Below are 20,742 nucleotides of genomic sequence, written 5' to 3'. Positions count from 1 at the left end.
CGCCCCGGCGCGTCCGCTGCGCGGCCGCGACCGCCCCGCCCTGCGTCCCCGTCGACGGCGCAGGGACCGGGCGGCGGCGGCGCGCGGGGCACGGCGCGGGGCGTATCGATTTTGATCGCGCAGGGTGCGGCCCCGGCCTATGCTCAGGCGCTGCCGCGCCGTCTTCAGGGAACCCCCGCCATGCGCCCCGGCTTCATCTTCATGCTGACCCGAAACGACCTGACCGTCCCCGACGCGCCGGCGCATCTTGAAACCGCGCTCGCGGCCGGGGTGCGCCAGATCGGCTTCAAGGACGTGGGTCTGCCGGTGGAGGCGCTGCGCGCGATCGCGGCCCGGATCCGGGCCGCGGGGGGAACCTGCTGGCTGGAGGTGGTGTCGCTGGACGCGGACCGCGAGGCCGCCTCGGTGCGCGCGGGCATCGAGATCGGGGTGGACCGGCTGCTGGGCGGCTGCCGCGCGGACGTCGCCGCGCAGCTGCTGGCGGGGACGGGGATCGGCTACTACCCGTTCGCCGGCCGCATCTCGGGCCATCCCAGCGTGCTGGAGGGCGACGCGGCCGAGATCGCGGCCTCGGCCCGGGCGCTGGCGGCGCGGCCGGAGGTGGCGGGGCTGGACCTGCTCGCCTACCGCGGCCGGGTCCCCGCCGAGGCGCTGGCCGCCGAGGTCTGCGCCGCCGCCGGCAAGCCGGTGATCGCGGCGGGATCGATCGACCGGCCCGAGCGGGTGCAGGCCATGGCGCGGGCGGGCTGCGCGGGGTTCACGGTGGGGACTGCGGCGCTCGACGGCGCCTTCCGGGGCGCGCCGCCGGATCTGCCGGGGCAGTTGCGCGGGATCCTCGAGGCCGCGGCCTGTTTCGGCTGAGCGGCCCCCTCCATGCCACGGAAGCGGCCCCCGGGGGGTGGACGATGCGCGCCTGCGCCATAGGTGAACGGCGACCGTCCCGCCGCGCATCCCCGCGGCGCTGACCCAACGACGCAGACGCAAGGATCCCATGACCCGCTCGACCCTGCCCGGCAGAGACTTCCTCCCGCCCCCCCGCCTGACCCGGGAGGACGGCGAGGAGCGGCGCGTGGGCGTCGAGCTGGAGTTCGCCGCGATCTCGGCGCGCGACGGCGCGCGGCTGGTGCGCGACCTGTTCGGGGGCGACCTCTACGAGGAGGACCCCCACCGCTTCCACGTCAAGGATGCGGAGCTGGGCGACTTCACCGTCGAGCTCGACACCCGCCACGCCCATCGCGACAAGCCCACCGAGACCGAGACCCGCAAGGGCATCGACCGCTTCCTCGAGGAGATGGGCGAGGAGCTGCGCAGCCTCTACGGCGACGTCTCCTCGCTGCTGGTGCCGTGCGAGATCGTCTGCCCGCCGGTGCCCCTGACCGAGCTGCCGCGCATCGACGCGCTGGTCGAGGCGCTGCGCAGCGCGGGCGCCGTGGGCACCGACGACAGCCCCCTGCACGCGTTCGGCGCCCAGCTGAACCCCGAGGTCGCCACCGCGGACCCGGCGTGGCTGACCTCGATGCTGCGCTCCTACGTGCTGCTCTCGGACTGGCTGCGCGAGGTGACCGAGCTCGACGCCACCCGCCGCATCGCGGCCTTCGCCGACCCGTTCCCCAAGGAATACGTCGAACGGATCACCGAGCCGGGCTACGCCCCCTCGCTCGAAGGGCTGATCGACGACTATCTCGAGGACAACCCGACCCGGAACCGCGAGCTCGACATGCTGCCGCTGTTCTGCTGGCTGGACGAGGAGCGGGTGCGCTCGGCCCTGCCGGACGAGAAGATCCACGCGCGGCCGACCTTCCATTACCGCCTGCCCAACGCGGACCTCGGGCGCGAGGGCTGGAACGTCTCGGTGGAGTGGAACCGCTGGCGGATGGTCGAGAAGATGGCCGAACGCCCCGAGCGCCTCGAGGCGATGGGCCGGGCCTGGTCGGAGAACGCGCGGCGGATGTTCCCGACCTCCTGGGCGATCCTGGCCACCGAGTGGATGCTGCTCGAATGACCGGCGCTCGGCACGATCGGACCGAGGGCGCCGCGCGGCAGGGCGCGCCGTCGTCAGCCGCGCGCGGCGCGGCGCGCGACCCGCAGCGCCCGGGAGGCTCGGGAAGCCCGGGAAGCCCGAAAAGGACGTCGCCCCCCGGCCGGCGTCGCGAGGGGCCGCCGCGGATCGGCGTCACCGCCTCGGCCAGGGGCGGGCGCTGGATGTGGTGGCTGTCGTGGCTGGGGCTGCGGGTGATGGGCCTGCGCCCGACGCGGCTGACCGCGCCGCTCGACGCGGACCTCGACCTCTCCGATTTCGACGGGTTCCTGATCGGGGGGGGCGACGACATCGGCGCCGACCTCTACGGTGCCAAGCCCCTGTTCGACGTGCGCATCGACGCGGCGCGCGACGCGATGGAGATGCGGGTTCTCGACCACGCCCTGCCGCGCGACGTGCCGGTGCTGGGGATCTGCCGCGGGGCGCAGATGCTCAACATCCACCGCGGCGGCGACATCCACCAGGAAATGCGCGAGGCCTATGCCGACGTGCCCCGGATGTGGACGCCCCTGCCGGTGAAGACCGTGACCACCGAGCCGGGCGTGCGCTTGCGCGACGTGATCGGGCGCGAGACGTTCCGGGTCAACAGCCTCCACCACCAGGCGGTGGACAAGCTGGGCGAGGGGATGCGGGTGGCCGCGCGCGACGAATTCGGCGTGGTTCAGGCGGTCGAGGATCCCTCGGCCCGGTTCCGCTTCGGCGTGCAGTGGCACCCCGAGTTCCTGCTCTGGCGGCGCCCGCACCGTCGGCTGTTCCGCGCCTTCGCCGCGGCCGTGCACGGCGCCGGCCCCGCCGAGCAGCGCCGCGCCGCGCGCAACGAGCCCGCGCCCGAGCCGGAAACCGAGCCTGCGGCCGTCCCCGACCGGGCGCCCGGCGCATGACGCGGCCCCGCGCCTCCCGGCCGCTTGCCGCGCGCCGGGCCGCGTCCGGGGGCGGTTCGCCCCCACGCCCCGACGTGGCCCCACGCCCCGACGCCTCAAACCCCGCGCCAATGCGCCCGGCGCCGCGGCTTGCTCTCGCCCGACCCGCGAGGCGGCGCCCCTCGCCCTCGCCCTCGCCCAAGCGCTTTCCCCTTGCCGCGGCTTCGGCCCATTGCCGCCCCAGCGGCGCCGCGCGGCGGCGGCTGGATGGAGCCCGATGACCCCGACCGATCCCCACGCGGCCCCGCCGCCCCGCTCCGCCTCCAACGCCGCCGCCGCCGCGCAGGACACCTCCTCCGCCGCCGGCGCGAAGGACGAGTCCGCCGCCTCCCCCGCCGAGCGGGGCCACCATGCCGAGCGTCCAGGCCGGATCCCCGGCCCCGGCTGGCGCGAGGTGCTGGGGCGGGTCTGGCGGGCGCTCAACACCGACCATGTCGGCCTGATCGCCGCGGGCGTCGCCTTCTACGGGCTGCTGGCGCTGTTCCCCGCGATCACCGCCTCGATGGCGCTGGGGGGGCTGGTGCTCGATCCGCCGCGGGTGACCGAGCAGCTGCAGACCTTCGCCGGCGTCCTGCCCCAGGAGGCGGCCGAGATCGTGCTCGGCCAGGCGCGCGACGTCGCCGGCGCGCAGCGGGGCCTCGGCCTGGCCGCGATCCTGGGCATCGGGCTGGCGCTGTGGTCGGCCTCGCGCGGGGTGGCGAGCCTGGTCGAGGGCCTCAACGTCGCCTATGGCGAGCGCGAGACCCGCGGCTTCTTCAAGCGCACCGCCATCGTGCTCGCGCTGACCGTGTGCATGATCTTCGGGCTGATCGCGGGCCTGGGGGCGGCGCTGGTTCTGCCCACGATCTTCGCCATCGTCGACCTCGGGGTCACCGCCGAGATCCTGCTGCGCGGCGCCCGCTGGCTGCTGCTGATGGGGATGACGATCCTGGGCCTGTCGATCCTCTACCGGTTCGGGCCGAACCGGCGGGGAGCCAAGTGGCGCTGGCTGACGCCGGGCTCGATCGCGGCCTGCGGACTGTGGCTGGCGGCCTCGATCGGCTTCTCGGCCTATGTCTCGAACTTCGGCTCCTACAACGAGAGCTTCGGGGCGCTGGCAGGCGTGGTGATCCTGCTGATGTGGCTGTGGCTGTCGGCCTTCGCGGTGCTGATCGGCGCCGCCCTGAACGCCGAGGCCGAGCAGCAGACCCGCGTCGACACCACCGCCGGCGCCCCCCGCCCGATGGGCGAGCGCGGCGCCCACGTGGCCGACACGCCCCCGCCGACGGGCTGACCTCCGCGCGGGCGGGGGCGCCCGCCCGATCCTGGTGCGGGCGGGGGCGCGCCTGACTTGGTGCGGGCAAGAGCGCCCGCCAGCGTTTCCCTCTGCCGCTTCCCCTCGAGGATGGCGCCACACAGGTCGACCCCGTCTTTCTGTCGAGGTTCGGGATCTTCGCGATCGAAACGACGAACATCACGGGCTGGATCTTCGGCGGCGCAAGACCTCCCGGGCGCGCCCTGCCGCCATGTCCTCAGCCTTGTCGTTCTCATCGGCGACGCGGAGGCCAGGAGGCCGATGCCCGCCGGCGTGGCGTGGGGCGGAGACGAGTGGGTGGCCCTGATCGCGACGCGGCGCTCGGCATTGATCGGCCGCGATGAGCTGGCACGCTGCCGCGATCGCCTGTCGCACCCCGGCCTCTCGGCCAGTCTCCTCTCGCGAGGCGCCCATGTCGCGCGCCTCGGCCGCCCGCGCCGGACGCGCCGGACGCGATGCATCGCAATGCCCTCGTTGCGGCAGGGACCTGGCTGTGCGCACCAACAAGCGCAATGGCGGCAGGTTCGAGGGTGCACGCGACACCCCAAGCGCAAGGGAACTCGCAGCCTCATGCGATCTGGCGGTCGTGCGGAGCCGGTCTCCGCAGGCCCGCCCTGTGCGCTTTGCAAAGGTGTCCTGACGACGAAGGCTTGACCGACCGACAGGCAGGGCCGATTTTACGGCGTGGCCGCGGGGAATCCGATCCCGCGCGCGGCCCGAGTTGACAGCTGTCAACTTTCGCGCCCCGGCGCCCCACGACTGGCCGCGAAGACGGCCCCTCCCGGAGGAGACCCCATGCGTCCGCCCGTGCTCGACCTCGCCGACCTTGCCGCCCGGATCCCCGACGGCGCCCTCGTCTCCGTCGCCAAGGAGCCCAACGCCCCGATGGCGCTGGCGCGCGAGATGATCCGGCGCGGCGCAAAGAACCTGCACCTGGTCACCGCCCCCACCGCGGGCGTCTTCGCCGACGCGCTGATCGGGGGCGGCTGCGTGAAGATCATCGAGACCTCGGGCGTCAGCCTGGGCGAGTTCGGCCCCGCGCCGTTCTTCGCCGAGGCGGTGAAGACCGGCCGGGTCGAGATCCGCGACGCCACCTGTCCGGCCGTCTACACCGGCCTGCAGGCCGGCGAGAAGGGCATCCCCTTCATGCCGATCCGCGGCGTCATCGGCTCGGACATCCTGGCCAACCGTCCCGACTGGCGGGTGATCGACAACCCGTTCGAGGAGTCGGGCGATCCGATCGTGCTGATCCCCGCCATCCGCCCCGATTTCGCGGTGGTCCACGTCTCGGAGGCCGACCGCTTCGGCAACGCCTGGATCGGCGGGCGCCATGAGCTCAAGATCATGGCCCACGCCGCCCGCTGCACCCTCGTCACCGCCGAGCGCATCGTCGACCACGACCTGCGCGAGGACGAGGCCAGGTCGGCCAACCTGATCACGCCGATCTACGTCGAGGCGCTGGCCGAGGCCCCCGGCGGCGCCTGGCCACTGGCCTGTCCGCCCGACTACGCGCTCGATCCCGGCGCGGTGCGGGCCTACGCCTCGGCCGCGCGGCAGTCCGCCCGCTCGGGCGGCGGGGACGAGTGGCTGGCGCTGCTGACGCCCTCCCACGCGGAGGCGGCGGAATGAGCGGGGGCGCGACGACGGGCGAGTCGACGGGGGCGGCGATGGGCGAGGTGAAGCGCGAGGAGCTGCTGATCTCGGTGGTCGGCGACCTGCTGGAGGGGGCGCGGCATGTGGCCGTCGGCGTGCTCTCGCCGATCCCTGGCGCGGGGGCGCTGCTGGCGGCCTCGCGTTCGGGGGGGCGGGTGACGATCATCGGCTCGGACCTGCCGGCGCACCGGATGGACGGGGGGCTCGAGCTGTTCGACATGGCCGCCCAGGGCCGCGTCGACGGGTTCTTCCTGTCGGGGGGCCAGATCGACGGACAGGGCAACATCAACCTCACCGGCGCGGGCGCCTATCCCCAGGGCGACGTGCGCTGGTCGGGGGCGTTCGGCTCGGCCTTCCTCTATTTCCAGGTGCCCCGCGTGATCCTGTTCCGCGAGGAGCACACGCGCCGCATCTTCGTGCCGAAGGTCGATTTCGTCTCCGCCCCCGGCGCCTCCGAGCCCGGCGTGTTCCGGCCCGGCGGCGCCCATGCGCTGGTGACGGGCCTGTGCGTGATGAGCTTCGACCGGGCGCGGGCGCGGTTCACGCTGACGTCGGTGCACCCCGGCGTCACGGTCGAGGAGGTGAAGGACAACACCGGCTTCGACTTCGACCTGCCCGAGAGCGTGCCCACCACCGCGCCGCCCTCGGCCGAGACGCTCGGCGTGATCCGCTCCGAGATCGCGCCCACCATCGCCAACCCCTATCCGGAGTTTGCCGAGCGGGTCTTCGGCATCGCTCGCCAGGCCGCCTGAGGCCGGCGCCCTCCGGCCTCGAGAAACGCCCCGGCCTGTCCCGGGGCGTTTCGCATTCGGGGCCCGGCGTCGCGAGGCCGGCCCTCTCGCGCGCCCTGCGCGCCGCCCCCCGGCACGCTCCCCACCCGCCCACCCTCGCGCGCCGGCGGGCGGCGCGCAGGGCGCGCGGGCTCAGGCGGGGACGGCGCCCTCCAGCTCCTCGGCGAAGTGGCAGGCGGTCTCGTGGCCGTTCGCCATCGGGCGCAGGGCGGGCTCCTCGGCCGCGCAGCGCTCGCGCGCAAACGGGCAGCGGGTGCGGAAACGGCAGCCGGACGGCGGGTTGGCGGGGGAGGGGATCTCGCCCTGCAGTTTCCAGGCGCGCCCCCGGTCGTCGGGGTCGAGCGAGGGGATCGCCGACAGCAGGGCGCGCGTGTAGGGGTGCAGGGGGCGCGCGAACAGGGCGCGGGTGGGCGCGGTTTCGACCAGGCGGCCCAGATACATCACCGCCACGTGGTCGCAGACATGAGCCACCACCGAGAGGTCGTGGCTGATGAACAGGAAGGTCAGGCCGAGGTCCCGCTGCAGCCCCTTGAGAAGGTTGAGAATATCGGCCTGGATCGAGACGTCGAGCGCCGCCACGCTTTCGTCCGCCACCAGGAAACGGGGCATGGGGGCGAGCGCCCGGGCGATGGAGATGCGCTGGCGCTGGCCGCCGGAGAAGGCGTGGGGGAAACGCCGCAGATGCTCGACGTTCAGCCGGCAGCGGGCGGCGATCTCGCGCACGCGCTCGTCGGTCTCGGCGCGGGTCCTGGTGATCCCCATCACCTCCAGCGGCTCGGCGATGATGTCGCGGACGGTCATGCGGGGGGAGAGGGCGGCGTAGGGGTCCTGGAAGATCAGCTGGGCCCGCCTGCGGAAGTCGCGGATCTCGCCCTTGTTCTTCATCGCGCCGACGTCGTGGCGGGCCTCGCCGTCGTCGTATTCGATCGCGCCCTCCGCGATCGGCGCCGCCTTGAGGATCGCGCGGCCGAGCGTGGTCTTGCCCGAGCCGCTCTCGCCGACCAGGCCGAAGAACGACCCCTTTGGGATCTCGAGGTTCACCCGGTCCACGGCCCGCAGCATCGTGGGGCCGCCGAGCAGCCCGCCCTTGAGCGCGTACTGGACCGAGAGGTCGCGGACCTCGATCAGCGGCCGGCTCATGCGGCGCCCTCCGTCTCGCGCGCGAAGCAGGCGCAGGCGTGGCGGGGGGCGACGGGGGCCATGGCCGGGACCGAGGCGTCGCAGCGGCCGGGGATCTTCTCGGGGCAGCGGGTGTGGAAGACGCAGCCCGCGGGACGCTCGAGCGGGCTGGGGATGTCGCCGGGCACCGGCTGGAGGGGCGTGTCGAGGTCGCCGAGGTCGGGCAGGGCGTTCAGCAACCCTTGCGTGTAGGGGTGGGAGGCGGTGCGGATCACCTCGCGCACCGGGCCCTGCTCGACCATCTTGCCGAGGTACATGACGGCGACCTTGTCGGCGGTCTGGGCGATGACGCCGAGATCGTGGGTGATGAAGATGATCGCCATGCCGAACTCGGCCACGATCTCCTTCATCAGGTCGATCACCTGGGCCTGGATGGTGACGTCGAGGGCGGTCGTCGGCTCGTCGGCGATCAGCAGGCGCGGGCGGGTGGAAAGGGCCATGGCGATCATCGCCCGCTGGCGCATGCCGCCTGACAATTCGAACGCATACTGGTCGAAGCGGCGGGCGGCGTCGGAGATGCCGACGCGGTCGAGGAACTCGATCGAGGTCCGCTTGGCCTCGGCCTTCGAGACGCGCTTGTGGAGCATCAGCTGCTCGACCATCTGGTCGCCGATGGTGATGGCGGGGGCGAAGCTCGCCATCGGCTCCTGGAAGATCATCGACACCGCGCCGCCGCGCACCAGGCGCAGGTCGCGGGGGCGTTTCAGCTTCAGCGCGTCGGTCTCCTGGCCATCGAGGCTCAGCAGGATGCGGCTGTCCTCGCCATAGCGGACGCCGCCGAAATTCAACTGCATGATCGCCTTGGCGGTCACCGACTTGCCCGAGCCGCTTTCGCCCACGAGGCCCATCACCTCGCCGGGCTCGAGGTCGAACGAGACGCGGTCGACGGCGGTCACCAGCCCTTCGTCGGTGGCGAACCGCACCGTCAGGTCGCGGACGGACAGCAGGGTCATTTGCGCTCCGAATAGGGGTCGGCGGCGTCGCGCAGCCCGTCGCCCACGAAGACGAAGGCCAGCACCAGGCACACGAAGACGGGCACGGGGATGAAATACCACTGGTAGTTCAGCAGCACGTCCACCTTGGTGGTGTTCTGGAGCATGACGCCGAGCGAGTTGACCGGGTCCTTCAGGCCGAGGCCGATGAAGGAGAGCGCGGTCTCGGACAGCACCATGTAGGGAAACGAGATCACCAGATCGACGATGATGTAGCTGGCGAAACTGGGCAGCAGGTGACGACGGATCACGTGGCCCGGGCGGGCGCCGCAGAGCTCGGCCGCCAGCACGTAATCGGCGTTGCGCTCGGCCAGGATGTGGGTGCGCACGCGGCGGGCGAGCGTCGGCCAGTTGATCAGGCCGATGATCATCGAGATGAAGAAGAACCGCGTCTCGGCCGACCATTCGTCGGGCACGAAGGCCGCGAGCGCCATGAACAGCGGGATGGTGGGCACCGTGCGCACGGCGTCGGTGACCATCTGCACGACGGTGTCGTAGGTCCCGCCGAAGTAGCCCGAGGTGCCGCCGATGACCAGGGCCAGCACGAAGGAGATCACCACGCCGATGGTCCCCACCGCGAGGCTGACCCCGATGGCGTGGAGCGTGCGCGAGAAGATGTCCTTGCCCTGCGCGTCGGTGCCCGCGATGTGGATGAAGCCCTCGCCCTCGAGGCCGAAGAGGTGGGTGTCGAGCGCGATGCCCGGCACGAAGACGCGGCCGACGAGGGGCAGGGTCACGTCCATGCGGAACCAGTGGTAGGTCCAGCCCTCGGCGAACAGCTCGACATAGCGCCGCTCGTCCGTCTCGCGCGTCACCCAGCGGAAGTTGGTGTCGGCGCCGCGATAGCGCTCGACCCCCTTGATGAAGGGGACGAGCGAGCAGCCCCGGTCGTCGCAGAACTGCGGCAGCTGGGGGGCGCCGTTGGTGTAGTCGGGGTTGCGGCCCGCCGAGGTCGGGTCGTAGGGCGAGAGGAAATCCGCAAACACCCCGCACAGCACGAAGATCAGCAGGATCGCGGCCGCGACCATCGAGGAGCGCTTGCGCTTGAACCGCGCCCAGATCAGCTGGCTCTGCGAGGCGGTGAAATAGTCTTCCTTCGACTGCGCCGCCCCGCGGCCGAACACCCGCGCGATCATTTGAACAGCCCCTTGCGCACGCGCGGGTCGATCACCGCGAGAAGGATGTCGGTCAGGAAGTTCAGCCCCACGATCGAGGCCGTCAGCATGAAGATGATCGCGCCGGCCAGCTCCTGATCGTTCGAGCGCGCCAGCGCGTCGAACAGAAGCTTGCCCGCGTCGGTCAGGATCAGGACCACGGCGACGATGGGGAGTTCATTGAACACCCGGTTGAGGTCGAAGCCGACCGAGTTCACCAGCGGCCCCAGCGCATGGCGCGCCGGATAGCGCCACAGCAGCCGCCGGCCGGTGACGCCGCGCGCCATGGCGGCGGTGACATAGAGCTTGTCGAGCTCGTCGGAGACCAGCGCCCGCACCGTCTGCAGCGCGAAGGCGGTGGCCGACCAGCCCAGGATCACGATCGGCACCCAGGCGTGGGAGAGCATGTCCACGAAGCGGTCCCAGGACCACGGCGCCTCGCGGTAGGGGGCCGAGAACAGGCCCGTCAGGTCCACCTTCCAGAACACCGTCGCCGCCAGCAGGATCATCAGCGCCAGCAGGAAGTTGGGCAGCGCGAGGCCGAGGTAGGAGGCGAGCCGCAGGATCGAATCCGACCACCCGCCCCGCACCCGGGCCGAGAGGATCCCCACCGGCACCGCGATCAGATAGGCCAGCAGCAGCGCGCCCAGGCACAGCGAGAGGCTGAGCCAGAACTTGTCGCCCACGATGGTGGTCACGTCGGCGCGGATCAGGCACGAGGCGCCGAAGTCGCCCTCGGCGAACACCCCCCAGACCCAGCCGCCCCAGCGCTCCACGAACGGGCGGTCGAGGCCCATGGTGACCTCCATCGCGGTGATGTCGGCCTGGGTGATCGTCTGCCCCTGGGTGTTCTTGTAGGCGATGTAGCGCTCGGCGCAGTTGCCCGGCACCAGCTCCATCAGCGAGAACACGATGAAGGAGATCAGCAGCAGCGTCGCCAGCGAGCTGACGAGACGCACGGCGATGAAGCGGGCGAAGGCCATGCGGCGCGACGGCTCCTGGCGCTCGGGCGCGGCGGGGGCCGCGCGGGATGGGAGGGGCGGGATGGGAGGGGCGGGGGCGCGCGCGGCCGGGCCGGCCGCGCGCGGGTCTCACGCCTGACGCGTCAGTCGGCCAGGGACCACTGCTGGGGGCGGTAGGGGTAGACGCGGTAGTACTCGTAGGACCAGGTCTTGGGCGTCTCGAAGTTCTCGAGCTTGGCGGAGTGGTAGATCGGGTTCGGCGCTTCCACCAGGCCGATGAAGATCAGCTGGTCGAGCTGCGCCTCGATCAGCTGGGCGCCCAGGTCGTCGGACTCGGGCGTGCCGGGCAGGTGCTGCTGCCACGAGAGGACCAGGTCCTTCCACTCGCCGACCCAGGCGGGGGGCTCGACGCCCTCGGCGCCGTCGGTCTCGAGATACTGGGCCCACAGCATGCCGTTGCGCAGGAAGAAGTAGCTGCCGAACGGCGCGATGAAGGGCTGCGGGTCGCCCAGCAGCACCGGGATCGGCGCGCCGTGCAGCCAGACGTGGACCGAGAGCTCGTTGGCCGACTGGGCGGCGCGATACTCGTCGGGCGTCACCTCCTTGATGGTGGCGTTGACGCCGACGTCCTTCCAGTGCTGGGCCACCAGCTCGATCACCGCGGTGGCCACGCCCTGGGTGGCGAACTGGATGTTGAGCGTCAGCGGAGAGCCGTCGGGCAGGTCGCGCCAACCGTCGCCGTCCGCATCCACCGCGCCCAGCGCGTCCAGCTTGGCCTTGGCGCCGTCGGGGTCGTATTCGGTCGCGAAGGTCGCCTGCTCCTCGCTCGCAAACGAGGGGGTGGGGGCGAAGGTCAGGCTCTGCTTGGGGGCGCCGAGGTCGAAATAGGCGACCGAGTTGATCTCTTCGCGGTTGATCGCGGTCGACATCGCGAGCCGGAACTCCTTCTCGGAGAACAGCGCCCGCTTGCCCATGTCGGCGTCGGTCAGGTTGAAGGTGATCGTGGGCGCGGCGATCTGCGGGCGAAGGTCGACGACGTAGCCGCCGGCCTCCTGCCCATCCAGAAGCGTGGGCGCGTCGGGCAGGGTGATCGACTGGGATTTGTAGTCGACCTCCCCGTTGACCATCTTCAGGATCCGGACCTCGTTCTCGTTGACGTAGAGCTCGGCCATCTCGTTGAAGTAGGGCAGCTGGTTGCCGGCGGTGTCGACCATGTGGAAGTAGGGGTTGGCGACGACGCGCCGGCCTTCCGTGGTGTCCTCGACGGTGATGTGGCTTTCCAGCGTGGGGGCGACCGCCGCGGGCAGGTCGGGGATCCGCTCGGGGTCCTTGAGGTAGGGCGAGGGCACGTCCTTCCAGTCCGACGCGCCGTAGTAGAAGTTGATCAGCTCATAGCCGCTCTCGAAGCCCAGTTCCTTGGCCTTGGCGTCCGCGTCGTCCGAGACGTCGGGGTGGTAGGGGCCGAAGAAGTGCCTGGGCAGGAAGGGCTGGGCGAAGTCGGTGGCGAAGGAGGCCAGCAGGCCGGGCTTGGGGGCGGCCATGGTGAACTTGACCGTGACCTCGTCCACCGCCTCGACCGTGAACGGCTCGCCGCCGGCGAACCACAGGTCGCGGGGCTTCTCCACCAGGTTCTGGTTCATGGTGACGTCGTTGTACCAGAACGCCACGTCCTCGGCCGTGAAGGGGGCGCCGTCGGACCACTTGTGACCGCGGCGCAGGACGAAGGTCAGCTCGGTGAAGTCCTCGTTCCATTCCCAGGACTTGGCGACGTTGGGCACGATCGTCTGCAGGTCGTCGGAGAAGCGCACCAGGTTCACGTGGCGCACCGACAGAAGGTCCGAGGTGCCGGCCTCGGTCGCGTTCGACAGCCCGTCGAGCACGCCGCCGTAGGCGCCGATCCTGGCGTAGGGGGCCACCACCAGCGGCTCCTGCGGCAGGCGCTCGGCCACCGGGGGCAGCTCTGCGGGGTTGCCCACGATCCTGGCGTTCAGCTCCCCGATCGAGGGGTTCTCCTGGTAGCTCAGTTCGCAGGAGGCCAGCTCCTGGAACTCGGCCAGGTCATACTGCTGGGGGTAGGCGCCCGCGCCGACGCCCATCGGGTCGGCGACGGTGACGGTCGGACATTCCTGGGCGGCGGCGGCGGCGGCGAAAACGGTCGCGACGGCGCAGAGCGAAGCGCTCGCGAGCAACTGGCGTTTCATGCGGTCCTCTTGTTTTCCTGGAGTGAGCTGCGGAACTCGGGGCGTGAAGAGCGGCCTTGGACGGGGCCAGCATGGCGTTTCGCCCGCGCCGGTTGACGGGGCGTGATCAGGCTGCGACTCGCCTTACGCGCCTGTCAAGCAAACCGGGCCGAGCCGGCGTTCATTCGCGCGCCAACGAACCCGGGCGCCTGTTCGGCAGGCGCAGGTGCGCAAACCGCAGGCGGACGTCGTTCACCGCGATGAGAAACGATCGGGGGGAGCGGGCAGGGACCGCCCGGCGGAGGCGGCCGGGCGGGGGTCGCCCGAGCCGCGGCGAGCAGGCGCGGCGCCGTTTGCCCGGCCGCGCGCGGGGATCGGGTCGCACGCGCCGCTGCAAGCAGGGCCGGGACCGCGTGCGCGGTGGCGAGCAGAGGGCCGGGGCCGCTTGCGCGGTGGAGAGCAGAGGGCCGGGGCCGCGTGCGCAGTGGAGAGCAGAGGGCCGGGACCGCTTGCGCGGTCCCCGGGGGGGGGCGGCGTCAGCCGCCGATCTCGACGGCGAAGTTGCGCACGCCCCCGCGTCGCGCGAAGCGCGCGCGAAGCGCCGCCTCGTCGAGCGGACCGCCGGTCTCGCCCGAGACCGTGGCGGGGGCCTCGCCGAAGCAGGCCAGCAGGTCGCGCGTCGCCTCGAAGGCGCGGCGGGTGGCGAACAGGGTCCACGAGCGGCGCAGCTTCTTGGTCAGCAGCCGCGGATGCAGCGACAGGTGCAGCGCCGCCCCGGTCGGCGCCGCGGCCCCGCCAAGGCGGGCGCGCAGGCGGGCGAGCTCGGGGCCGAGCGCGTATTCGTGCCCCTCGATGTCGACCTTCATCAGCGCGGGGCCCTCGCCGGCGCGGTCGGCGACCTCCTCGACCGTGACGGTGGGCACGTGCACCGGCTCGCCGCGATGCACGCCGAGCGCCGAGGTCATTGAGCCGCCCAGGCCCCGCCGCCCGCCGAACAGCGTCAGCCCACCGCCGTCGGCATGCAGGGCCGAGGGCACGATCTCGGCCCGCAGGCCGTTCAGCGCCAGGTTCTCCTCGAGCGCGGCGCGCGCCACGGGGTCGGGCTCGAGCGCCAGCACCCGCGCGCCTTTCGAGGCCGCCAGCAGGCTGACCGGGCCGATCCAGGCGCCGATGTCGACAAAGACCACGCCGCGCGCGGCGCGGGCGGCGACGAAATCGAGGGTCTCGTCCTCCCACCCCACGTGCTCGGACCCCTGCGCGAAGGGCGCCCAGAAGGCGCGCTCGATCTCCGAGCGGGCCTGAACGCGAAGGCGTTTTCCCTTCAGCATGACCTCAAGGGTCGTGGGCATCGGCTGGTCCTCCCCCCATCCCGCCTGCTGCGGGCCTGCGCGCGGGGCCGCGGGCGCGCCCGCAATGCGGGGCGGGTCGCCGCGGCCACTGGCGCGCCTCCTACCTCAGCCCTACAATTACGGCAACTCGGCGCCGCAGGGGCGGCGTCGGTCCCGGGGCCCGCGTGGGGTCCCGCGGACGAGGGAGGAGCGCGATGTCCACCTGCGCGCGGCCATGCTGATCCGAAGCCTCTCCGGCCGGCTGCTGCTGCTGACCGCCGCCTTCGTGATGCTGATCGAGGGCCTGTTCTTCGCGCCCACGGTCGTCACCTATCGCGAGACCTACCTCAAGGAGCGGCTGGAGCGGGCGCAGATCGCCTCGCTGGCGCTGCTGGCGACGCCCGACGACATGGTGACGCCCGACCTCGAGGCGGAGCTGCTCAAGACCGCCGAGGTGCTCAACATCGTCCTGCAGCGCGACGAGGCCCGCGTGCTGATCCTGGCCCAGCCCGCGCCGCGCCCGATCGACGCCACCTACGACCTGCGCACCGAGGGCGCGTTCGCCCAGTGGCGCCACGCCGGCCGGGTGCTGCTGCTGGGCGGCGAACGGGTGATCCGGGTGATCGGGATGCCGGTCAACGGGGGCGGCGACGCCATCGAGGCGACGCTGGAGGAACGTCGCCTGCACGCGGCCATGGTCTCGTATGCGCTGAAGATCCTGGCGATGTCGGCGGTGATCGCGCTGTTGACGGGCCTGCTGATCTGGCTGGCGCTGCGCCGCTTCCTGGTGCGCCCGATGACCCGCGTGATCGAGAACATGCGCCGCTTCGCCGAGGACCCCGAGGACCCCGAGCGGGTGATCCGCCCCGACAGCTCCATCGCCGAGATCGCCGAGGCCGAGAAGACGCTCGCCGGCCTCGAGACCGAGCTGCGCTCGGCGCTCCGCCAGAAGGCGCGGCTGGCGGCGATGGGGGAGGGGCTCGCCAAGGTCTCCCACGATCTGCGCAACCTGTTGACCACGGCGCAGTTGCTGGCCGACCGGCTGGAGGGCTCGGCCGATCCGCGGGTGGCGCGGGTGGGGCCCAAGATCATCCGCTCGCTCGACCGGGCGGCGGCGCTGTGCGCCTCCACGCTCGACTTCGGCAAGACCGAGGAGCCGGCGCCGGTGATCCGCACCGTGGTCCTGCGCGCGCTCGCCGAGGAGGTGGGCGACGTGGTCTTCCCCGACCGCAACGCCGCCGAGCCCGCCGGCGCGGGGGTGCGCTTCGTCAACGCGGCGCCCGAGGGGCTGACCGCGCCCGCCGATCCCGACCAGCTGCACCGGGTGCTGGTGAACCTCGCGCGCAACGCCCGCCAGGCGATGGAGAACGCGGGACGCTCGGGCGAGGTGCGCATCGGGGCCGCGCGGGAGGGGGAGTCGGTGGTGATCGAGGTCGCCGACCAGGGCCCCGGCCTGCCCGAGCAGGCGCGCGCCAACCTGTTCACCCCCTTCAAGGGCGGCGCCACCCGCGGCGGCGCGGGGCTGGGGCTGGCCATCGCCGCCGAGCTCGCCCGCGCCCATGGCGGCCGGGTGGAGCTGGCGACCTCCACCACCGAGGGCGCTGCCTTCCGCGTCACCCTCCCCGCCGGCCCCCGCCTGGCGCCGGGCGGGCGCCCCGATCGCCGCTCCGCCGCCTGAGCGCCGGGTTGCGCGACCGGGTTCGCGTCGGGCGGAGCGTGTGGGGCGGAGCGTGTGGGGCTGGACGGTCGGCTGAGCGTCGGGCCGGGCGCCGCCCGCGTCCCGCCCGCGTCCCGCCTGCCGGGCGAGCGGGCGCCGCCTTTCCCTCTGGCCCTCCGCGCCCCTATGGTCGGGGCCGTCCGTCCCGGCCCCTGGAGTCCGCATGTCCGCTTCCGTCCGCCCCGGCCCTCGCAACCTGCTGACCGACGTCGCGGGCCTGCGCGTCGGCCACGCGCGCCACGCCGATCTGGCGACCGGCGTCACCGTGATCCTCGCCCCCGGCCGCGTCCCCGCCGGCGCCGACGTGCGCGGCGGCGGCCCCGGCACGCGGGAGATCGAGGTCCTCTCGCCCGAGAACCTGGTGGGGGGCCTGCACGCGGTGGTCTTCTCGGGCGGCTCCGCGCTGGGGCTTGGCGCGGGCGACGCGGTGGCCGCCGCGCTCTCGGCCCGGGGCGAGGGGCTGCCGATGCCGCCGGGCCTGCCGCCGGTGCCCATCGTGCCCTCGGCGATCCTGTTCGACCTCGCCCCCGGGTTCGCCGAGACCTTTGCGGCCGAGGGCGGCCCCCCTCATCCCCGACTCGCGCGCGAGGCGCTGGCCGCGGCTTCGGTCGACTTTGCGCTGGGCAGCGTCGGCGCGGGAACCGGCGCCAACGCGGGGCGGATCAAGGGAGGGGTGGGCTCGGCTTCTGTCGTGCTGCCGGGGCTGGGCGCAAACGGCGCCGACGTGACCGTGTCGGCGCTGGTGGCGGCGAATCCCGTCGGCTCGGTGCTGGTCCCCGGCTCGCGCGCCTTCTGGGCCTGGCCCTTCGAGATGCAGGACTCCCACGGCGTCTGGGAGTTCGGCGGCGCGCGCCCCGACCCCCATGCCATGCGCGACCCGGCGCCGCTGCCGGCCGAGGGCCGCCTCTCCCTCGCGCCCGCCGACGCGGCGGCCGCCGAGCCCGGCCGCGCCACCGCCATCGGCCTGGCGGCGACGGACCTCGCCCTGACCTCGGCCGAGGCGAAGCGGCTGGCGATGATGGCCCAGGACGGTCTGGCGCGCGCGATCCGCCCCTCGCACACGCCGATGGACGGGGACACGATCTTCGCCCTCTCGACCGAGCGCGTGCCCGCCGGCGAGGGCCGCGAGCGCGCCCTGCGCCTTGCCGCGGTCGGTTCGGCCGCGGCCGACTGCGTGGCCCGCTCGGTCGCGCGCGCGGCCTTCGCCGCCACCGCGCTGCCCGGCGGCCGCCCGGCCTGGAGCGACCTCGCCTGACCCCGGAGCCTGGCGGGGATCACGCGCCGCCGCCGCGGTTCGGCGGTCGCTTGCCGGGGGGCTGGGCCGGCGAGGGGCCTGTTTGCACGACGTTGCGTCGCTCAGGCCAAAACCCCCCTTGCACTCCCCCGGCCCTCTGGCTAAAAGCCCGCACGCGCCGCGGAACGAAGCCCGCAGCGCCCTGCACCGGTAGCTCAGCTGGATAGAGCACCAGACTACGAATCTGGGGGTCGGGGGTTCGAATCCTCCCCGGTGCGCCATTTCCCCTTTTCTCCCACACATCGCCCCTAACACCTTGAACGGCAATGCTGTTTGCGGGGTTCGAAATCCTTCTTCGCGTCGGTAGCCGATACGCTCCGCGAAGGCCAATCTCAGCACCGTCCGCTTGAGCGCGTAGCTCTCCGAAGCCCAGAGTTTCCAAGGGCTTGAGAGGAAGAGCATGGCGAGTTCGAACATCTCCTCAAAGGTATGGCGCGGCTGGCCGCCGGATCGGGCGGATTCGGACAGCGCGACCTTCTCGCGCTCCAGCTTGGCGATGCGGGTTTCGTAGGCCTTCACGACGCTGTCGCTGGAGGCGTCCACGATCCGGTCCAGCAGCGCATCGATCTGCTTCTGCGTCTCCGCCAGCTTGCGCTCGGCCTCGCCGATCCGGGCGCGGCTTTGGTCGAGTCGCTGCGTCCAGGCGTCCTTGAACATCTGCCGCGCCAGGGCGAACAGCCCCTCGGTCGGTTGCAGCGTCTGGACGAGCGCGCCGAACTCGTCCTCCATCAGGTCGCGCCGGATCGACTTGCGATAGCTCGGGCAGCCTTTGGTCGGGCACAGATAATAAGGGTGTTTGCGGCCTGTCTTGCTGCGCGACCAGCAGGCGGTCAGCAGCTTGCCGCAGTCGTCGCAGGTGACGAAGCCGCGGAGCGGGAAATCGTGATTGATGTCCTTGCGGGCGGAGGCCTTCGCGCCCTCCTTCAGGCGGCGCTGGATCTTCTCGAAGGTCGCGAACGACACCAGCGGTTCGTGATGGCCCCGGCGCAGCGGCACGTTCCAGTTCGGAACCTCGATGTAGCCGGCATAGATCGAACGGGTCAGCAGCTCATAAACCCGCTGATTGCGGACCTGTCCGCCGGGCGCGTCCTTCGGATAGGAGGGCACGCTTTCGAGGAAGCGCTTCACCTCCACCTGGCTCTGGAACCGGCCGCAGGCGAAGCCTTCCAGGGCCTCCTGCACCGTCGAGGCGTGGGGCTCGTCCCGCACCAGCAAGTTGCCGTGGCCCGAGACGCGGGCGTAGCGGTAGCCGACCGGGGCCTGAAAGCACCAATAGCCATTGAGGGTCCGGGCACGCATCCGGTTGACGGTCTGCTCGGCGTTCTTCTGGCGCTGATGCTGGGAGACGCTGGCCAGCAGGTTCTCGACCAGGATGGAATCCGAATCCTCGCCGAACTCGATCGAGGGGCTCTCCAGCTTGCCGCCTGCAGCGGCAAGCGAGGCGCGCAGCTCGAAATGCGCCTGCAGGCTGCGGGCGAGCCGCGAGATGTCGTCGATGATCACGACCGTCTCGCGCTTCTGGGCGCTGAGAGCGGCCAGCATGGAGAGCATGCCCGGCCGGGCGGTCTTGCCCCCGGTCATGTCGTCGGTGAAGACGGCCACGACCTCGTAGCCCTTGTAGCGGGCATACTCGCGGCAGCGTGTCTCCTGCGAGGCCAGGCCATCGCCCTGCCGCACCTGCTTGGTTCCCGACACCCGGCAGTAGATCACCGCCTGCTGATCCGTCGTCACTCCCATGATGGACTCCTTTCCGCCGCGGTCGGGGTCGGCCCCTCCGCGTTCGTCTCTTCTTTTGTTGTCGCTGCTGTCAGGTCCGAGGATACCAGATCGGCCAATGCCCCGGCGCCCTCGGCGGAAAGTTCTCCACAGCTTTGCGGAGCCGGCTGCAGGTTGAACCCCAGATCAACGAAGGTGACGACGATGGCCCAAAGCGTCTCGATCAGCTCGCGCTTCTGGGCGTCGGTGGCGTCGCTCTCCGCCAACATGGCGGCGTAGAGGTCCCAGTCGATGGCGAGCGACGGCGGCCTTGCCTTGTCGGGGATTGGTGGTGTTTCTTTGACCATCGTCGTGTCTCCTCTCCGCCCTGCCGGGCTATTCTCACGTGTTCTTCATTCGCGCCCCAACATTGGAACATAAAGAGAACATTATATGAATAAATTCCTAGATTGCGCAAGTAATATTTGCCGAGCGACGAACTTACTTCGAACAATAGCGAAGCTACCGCGCGCAGCGCGCGGGCAACCGGCAGGCAAGAACGGGTAATCGGGCATGAGCGACGATCCGGAGACCATCGACTGGTACGCGATGCCGACAGCGGAGCGCATCGCTGCGATCAGAAGCCTCTATCGGGTCTTTCGGCAGGTGGCGGACCTGAGCGGCCGGCATGCCGAGGACTTGATGGACGACGCTCTCGGCTCACCCAGAGCCCGCAGCGCGTCCGACATGAACAACTTCAGCAAAGGTCGCATCGCTCGCACCCGCGTCCGAGCGATCCACACCTGGCTCATAGGCAATCACTTCGAAACCGGACAGCAGCTTGCCCCGCAGCTCTTCCAGTCGAACCCAGAGACGGACTGGGAGTTGTTCCTGAAGCGGCATGCTTCGGCTGAAGGCAAGCTTGAGGTGGTGCCGCTGAAGTCGGAACGCGGCCTGACGGAGCGGGCGGGCAACCAAGCTGAGAACGTCCAGACGCTCAGGCTGGGCCAGAGCTTCTGCCTTCGGCTCACCAGCCCCATCAAAGGCGTTGCTGTCGCCTTCGAATGCTACCAACGCAAATGGTACCCGATCCCGCTTGGCGCGGATCAGCGGAAAGTGCGAACCTCAATTGGAGTTGGCCAGCAGTGGCTTCCCAAGGAAGCAAACGGCGATCCCATCGCGCTTGTTGAGCACAACGACGCCGGAGTCCACCGGTATGTGGTCGTCATGTCAGAGGACGCAGCGCTGCCAGCGGACCGACAGAGCTTAGTCCGCGCATCCCTTGCTAACACCCCGGCTACCTTTGATGTCGAGATGAATTTTGTGACGTAGGACACTGTGAGCGACCCGAAGGGCGGAGACCGGCCTGACTGCATTGCAGTATGGCGGTCGCAGAAACACTGTCAGAGCAGCCGTTGTGCCGGAATGCCGCGCGATCACTGGAGGATCACTCCCGTCACCCGTGCAGCGGTTCGAACTAGGATGCGCCGCAACCTTCGAAGAAGTAATTTACTAATACCGAGTGCTCACAGTCCTGTCGATTTT

The 20,742-nt window shown here is 71.4% G+C and carries 16 protein-coding genes and 1 tRNA gene; 11 read left to right on the top strand and 6 right to left on the bottom strand.

All coding sequences use genetic code 11. The features are described from left to right. Nucleotides 1–180: 180 nt before the first annotated feature. From AAC134_RS07800 to AAC134_RS07775, 6 genes are all read left to right on the top strand, one after another. Complete coding sequence (locus tag AAC134_RS07800) at nucleotides 181–861, top strand: hypothetical protein (protein ID WP_339948508.1); 681 nt, start codon at nucleotides 181–183, stop codon at nucleotides 859–861. Between the two features lie 130 nt (nucleotides 862–991). Further along, nucleotides 992–2,002: an amidoligase family protein gene (locus AAC134_RS07795; RefSeq protein ID WP_339948507.1), complete on the top strand. Its 1,011-nt coding sequence runs from the start codon at nucleotides 992–994 to the stop codon at nucleotides 2,000–2,002. Nucleotides 2,003–2,202: 200 nt separating this feature from the next. Further along, the gene (locus AAC134_RS07790) at nucleotides 2,203–2,919 is read left to right on the top strand and encodes a gamma-glutamyl-gamma-aminobutyrate hydrolase family protein (protein WP_339948506.1); all 717 of its coding nucleotides are present in this window, start codon (nucleotides 2,203–2,205) and stop codon (nucleotides 2,917–2,919) included. A gap of 256 nt (nucleotides 2,920–3,175) precedes the next feature. Next, nucleotides 3,176–4,231 carry a YihY/virulence factor BrkB family protein gene (locus AAC134_RS07785; protein ID WP_339948505.1) on the top strand — a complete coding sequence of 352 codons (1,056 nt, stop codon included), beginning with the start codon at nucleotides 3,176–3,178 and terminating at the stop codon, nucleotides 4,229–4,231. 816 nt (nucleotides 4,232–5,047) lie between these two features. Next, a complete protein-coding gene (locus tag AAC134_RS07780; RefSeq protein WP_339948504.1) occupies nucleotides 5,048–5,881 on the top strand; it encodes a CoA-transferase in 834 nt (277 codons plus the stop codon). Beyond that, nucleotides 5,878–6,657 carry a CoA-transferase gene (locus AAC134_RS07775; protein WP_339948503.1) on the top strand — a complete coding sequence of 260 codons (780 nt, stop codon included), beginning with the start codon at nucleotides 5,878–5,880 and terminating at the stop codon, nucleotides 6,655–6,657. The genes AAC134_RS07780 and AAC134_RS07775 overlap by 4 nt, the downstream gene beginning before the upstream one ends. 171 nt (nucleotides 6,658–6,828) lie before the next feature. On the opposite strand, the gene AAC134_RS07770 is transcribed toward AAC134_RS07775, so the two are convergent. The 6 genes from AAC134_RS07770 to AAC134_RS07745 all read right to left on the bottom strand — a co-directional run bounded on the left by AAC134_RS07770 (nucleotide 6,829) and on the right by AAC134_RS07745 (nucleotide 14,512). After that, nucleotides 6,829–7,836, bottom strand: a complete 1,008-nt coding sequence (locus tag AAC134_RS07770) for an oligopeptide/dipeptide ABC transporter ATP-binding protein (protein WP_339948502.1) — start codon at nucleotides 7,834–7,836, stop codon at nucleotides 6,829–6,831. Then, nucleotides 7,833–8,828 (bottom strand): ABC transporter ATP-binding protein, encoded by a 996-nt coding sequence (locus AAC134_RS07765; protein ID WP_339948501.1) that lies wholly within the window; start codon nucleotides 8,826–8,828, stop codon nucleotides 7,833–7,835. Before AAC134_RS07765 ends, AAC134_RS07770 begins: the two co-directional genes overlap by 4 nt. Continuing rightward, complete coding sequence (locus tag AAC134_RS07760) at nucleotides 8,825–10,003, bottom strand: ABC transporter permease (protein ID WP_339948500.1); 1,179 nt, start codon at nucleotides 10,001–10,003, stop codon at nucleotides 8,825–8,827. Before AAC134_RS07760 ends, AAC134_RS07765 begins: the two co-directional genes overlap by 4 nt. Then, entirely contained in the window at nucleotides 10,000–11,004 is a 1,005-nt protein-coding gene (locus tag AAC134_RS07755; RefSeq protein WP_339948499.1) for an ABC transporter permease, read from the bottom strand. Before AAC134_RS07755 ends, AAC134_RS07760 begins: the two co-directional genes overlap by 4 nt. A 122-nt stretch (nucleotides 11,005–11,126) precedes the next feature. Beyond that, nucleotides 11,127–13,184: an ABC transporter substrate-binding protein gene (locus AAC134_RS07750; protein WP_339948498.1), complete on the bottom strand. Its 2,058-nt coding sequence runs from the start codon at nucleotides 13,182–13,184 to the stop codon at nucleotides 11,127–11,129. Nucleotides 13,185–13,699: 515 nt separating this feature from the next. Next, a complete protein-coding gene (locus tag AAC134_RS07745) occupies nucleotides 13,700–14,512 on the bottom strand; it encodes an FkbM family methyltransferase (RefSeq protein ID WP_339948497.1) in 813 nt (270 codons plus the stop codon). A 214-nt stretch (nucleotides 14,513–14,726) separates the two neighbouring features. On the opposite strand from AAC134_RS07745, the gene AAC134_RS07740 reads away from it, so the two are divergent. From AAC134_RS07740 to AAC134_RS07720, 5 genes are all read left to right on the top strand, one after another. After that, entirely contained in the window at nucleotides 14,727–16,169 is a 1,443-nt protein-coding gene (locus AAC134_RS07740; protein WP_339948496.1) for a HAMP domain-containing sensor histidine kinase, read from the top strand. A gap of 202 nt (nucleotides 16,170–16,371) precedes the next feature. Continuing rightward, nucleotides 16,372–17,463, top strand: a complete 1,092-nt coding sequence (locus AAC134_RS07735; protein ID WP_339948495.1) for a P1 family peptidase — start codon at nucleotides 16,372–16,374, stop codon at nucleotides 17,461–17,463. Between the two features lie 183 nt (nucleotides 17,464–17,646). After that, nucleotides 17,647–17,723, top strand: a tRNA-Arg gene (locus tag AAC134_RS07730). Nucleotides 17,724–17,931: 208 nt separating this feature from the next. Further along, the gene (locus AAC134_RS07725; RefSeq protein WP_339948494.1) at nucleotides 17,932–19,497 is read left to right on the top strand and encodes a hypothetical protein; all 1,566 of its coding nucleotides are present in this window, start codon (nucleotides 17,932–17,934) and stop codon (nucleotides 19,495–19,497) included. A 273-nt stretch (nucleotides 19,498–19,770) separates the two neighbouring features. Further along, a complete protein-coding gene (locus tag AAC134_RS07720) occupies nucleotides 19,771–20,529 on the top strand; it encodes a hypothetical protein (RefSeq protein ID WP_339948493.1) in 759 nt (252 codons plus the stop codon). Nucleotides 20,530–20,742: the final 213 nt, after the last annotated feature.

It is taken from the genome of uncultured Albimonas sp. (assembly GCF_963977235.1).
Taxonomy (GTDB): Bacteria; Pseudomonadota; Alphaproteobacteria; order Rhodobacterales; family Rhodobacteraceae; genus Albimonas.
The sequence above is the reverse complement of the archived record's forward strand: the minus strand, read 5'-3'. Positions and strand labels throughout refer to the sequence as shown.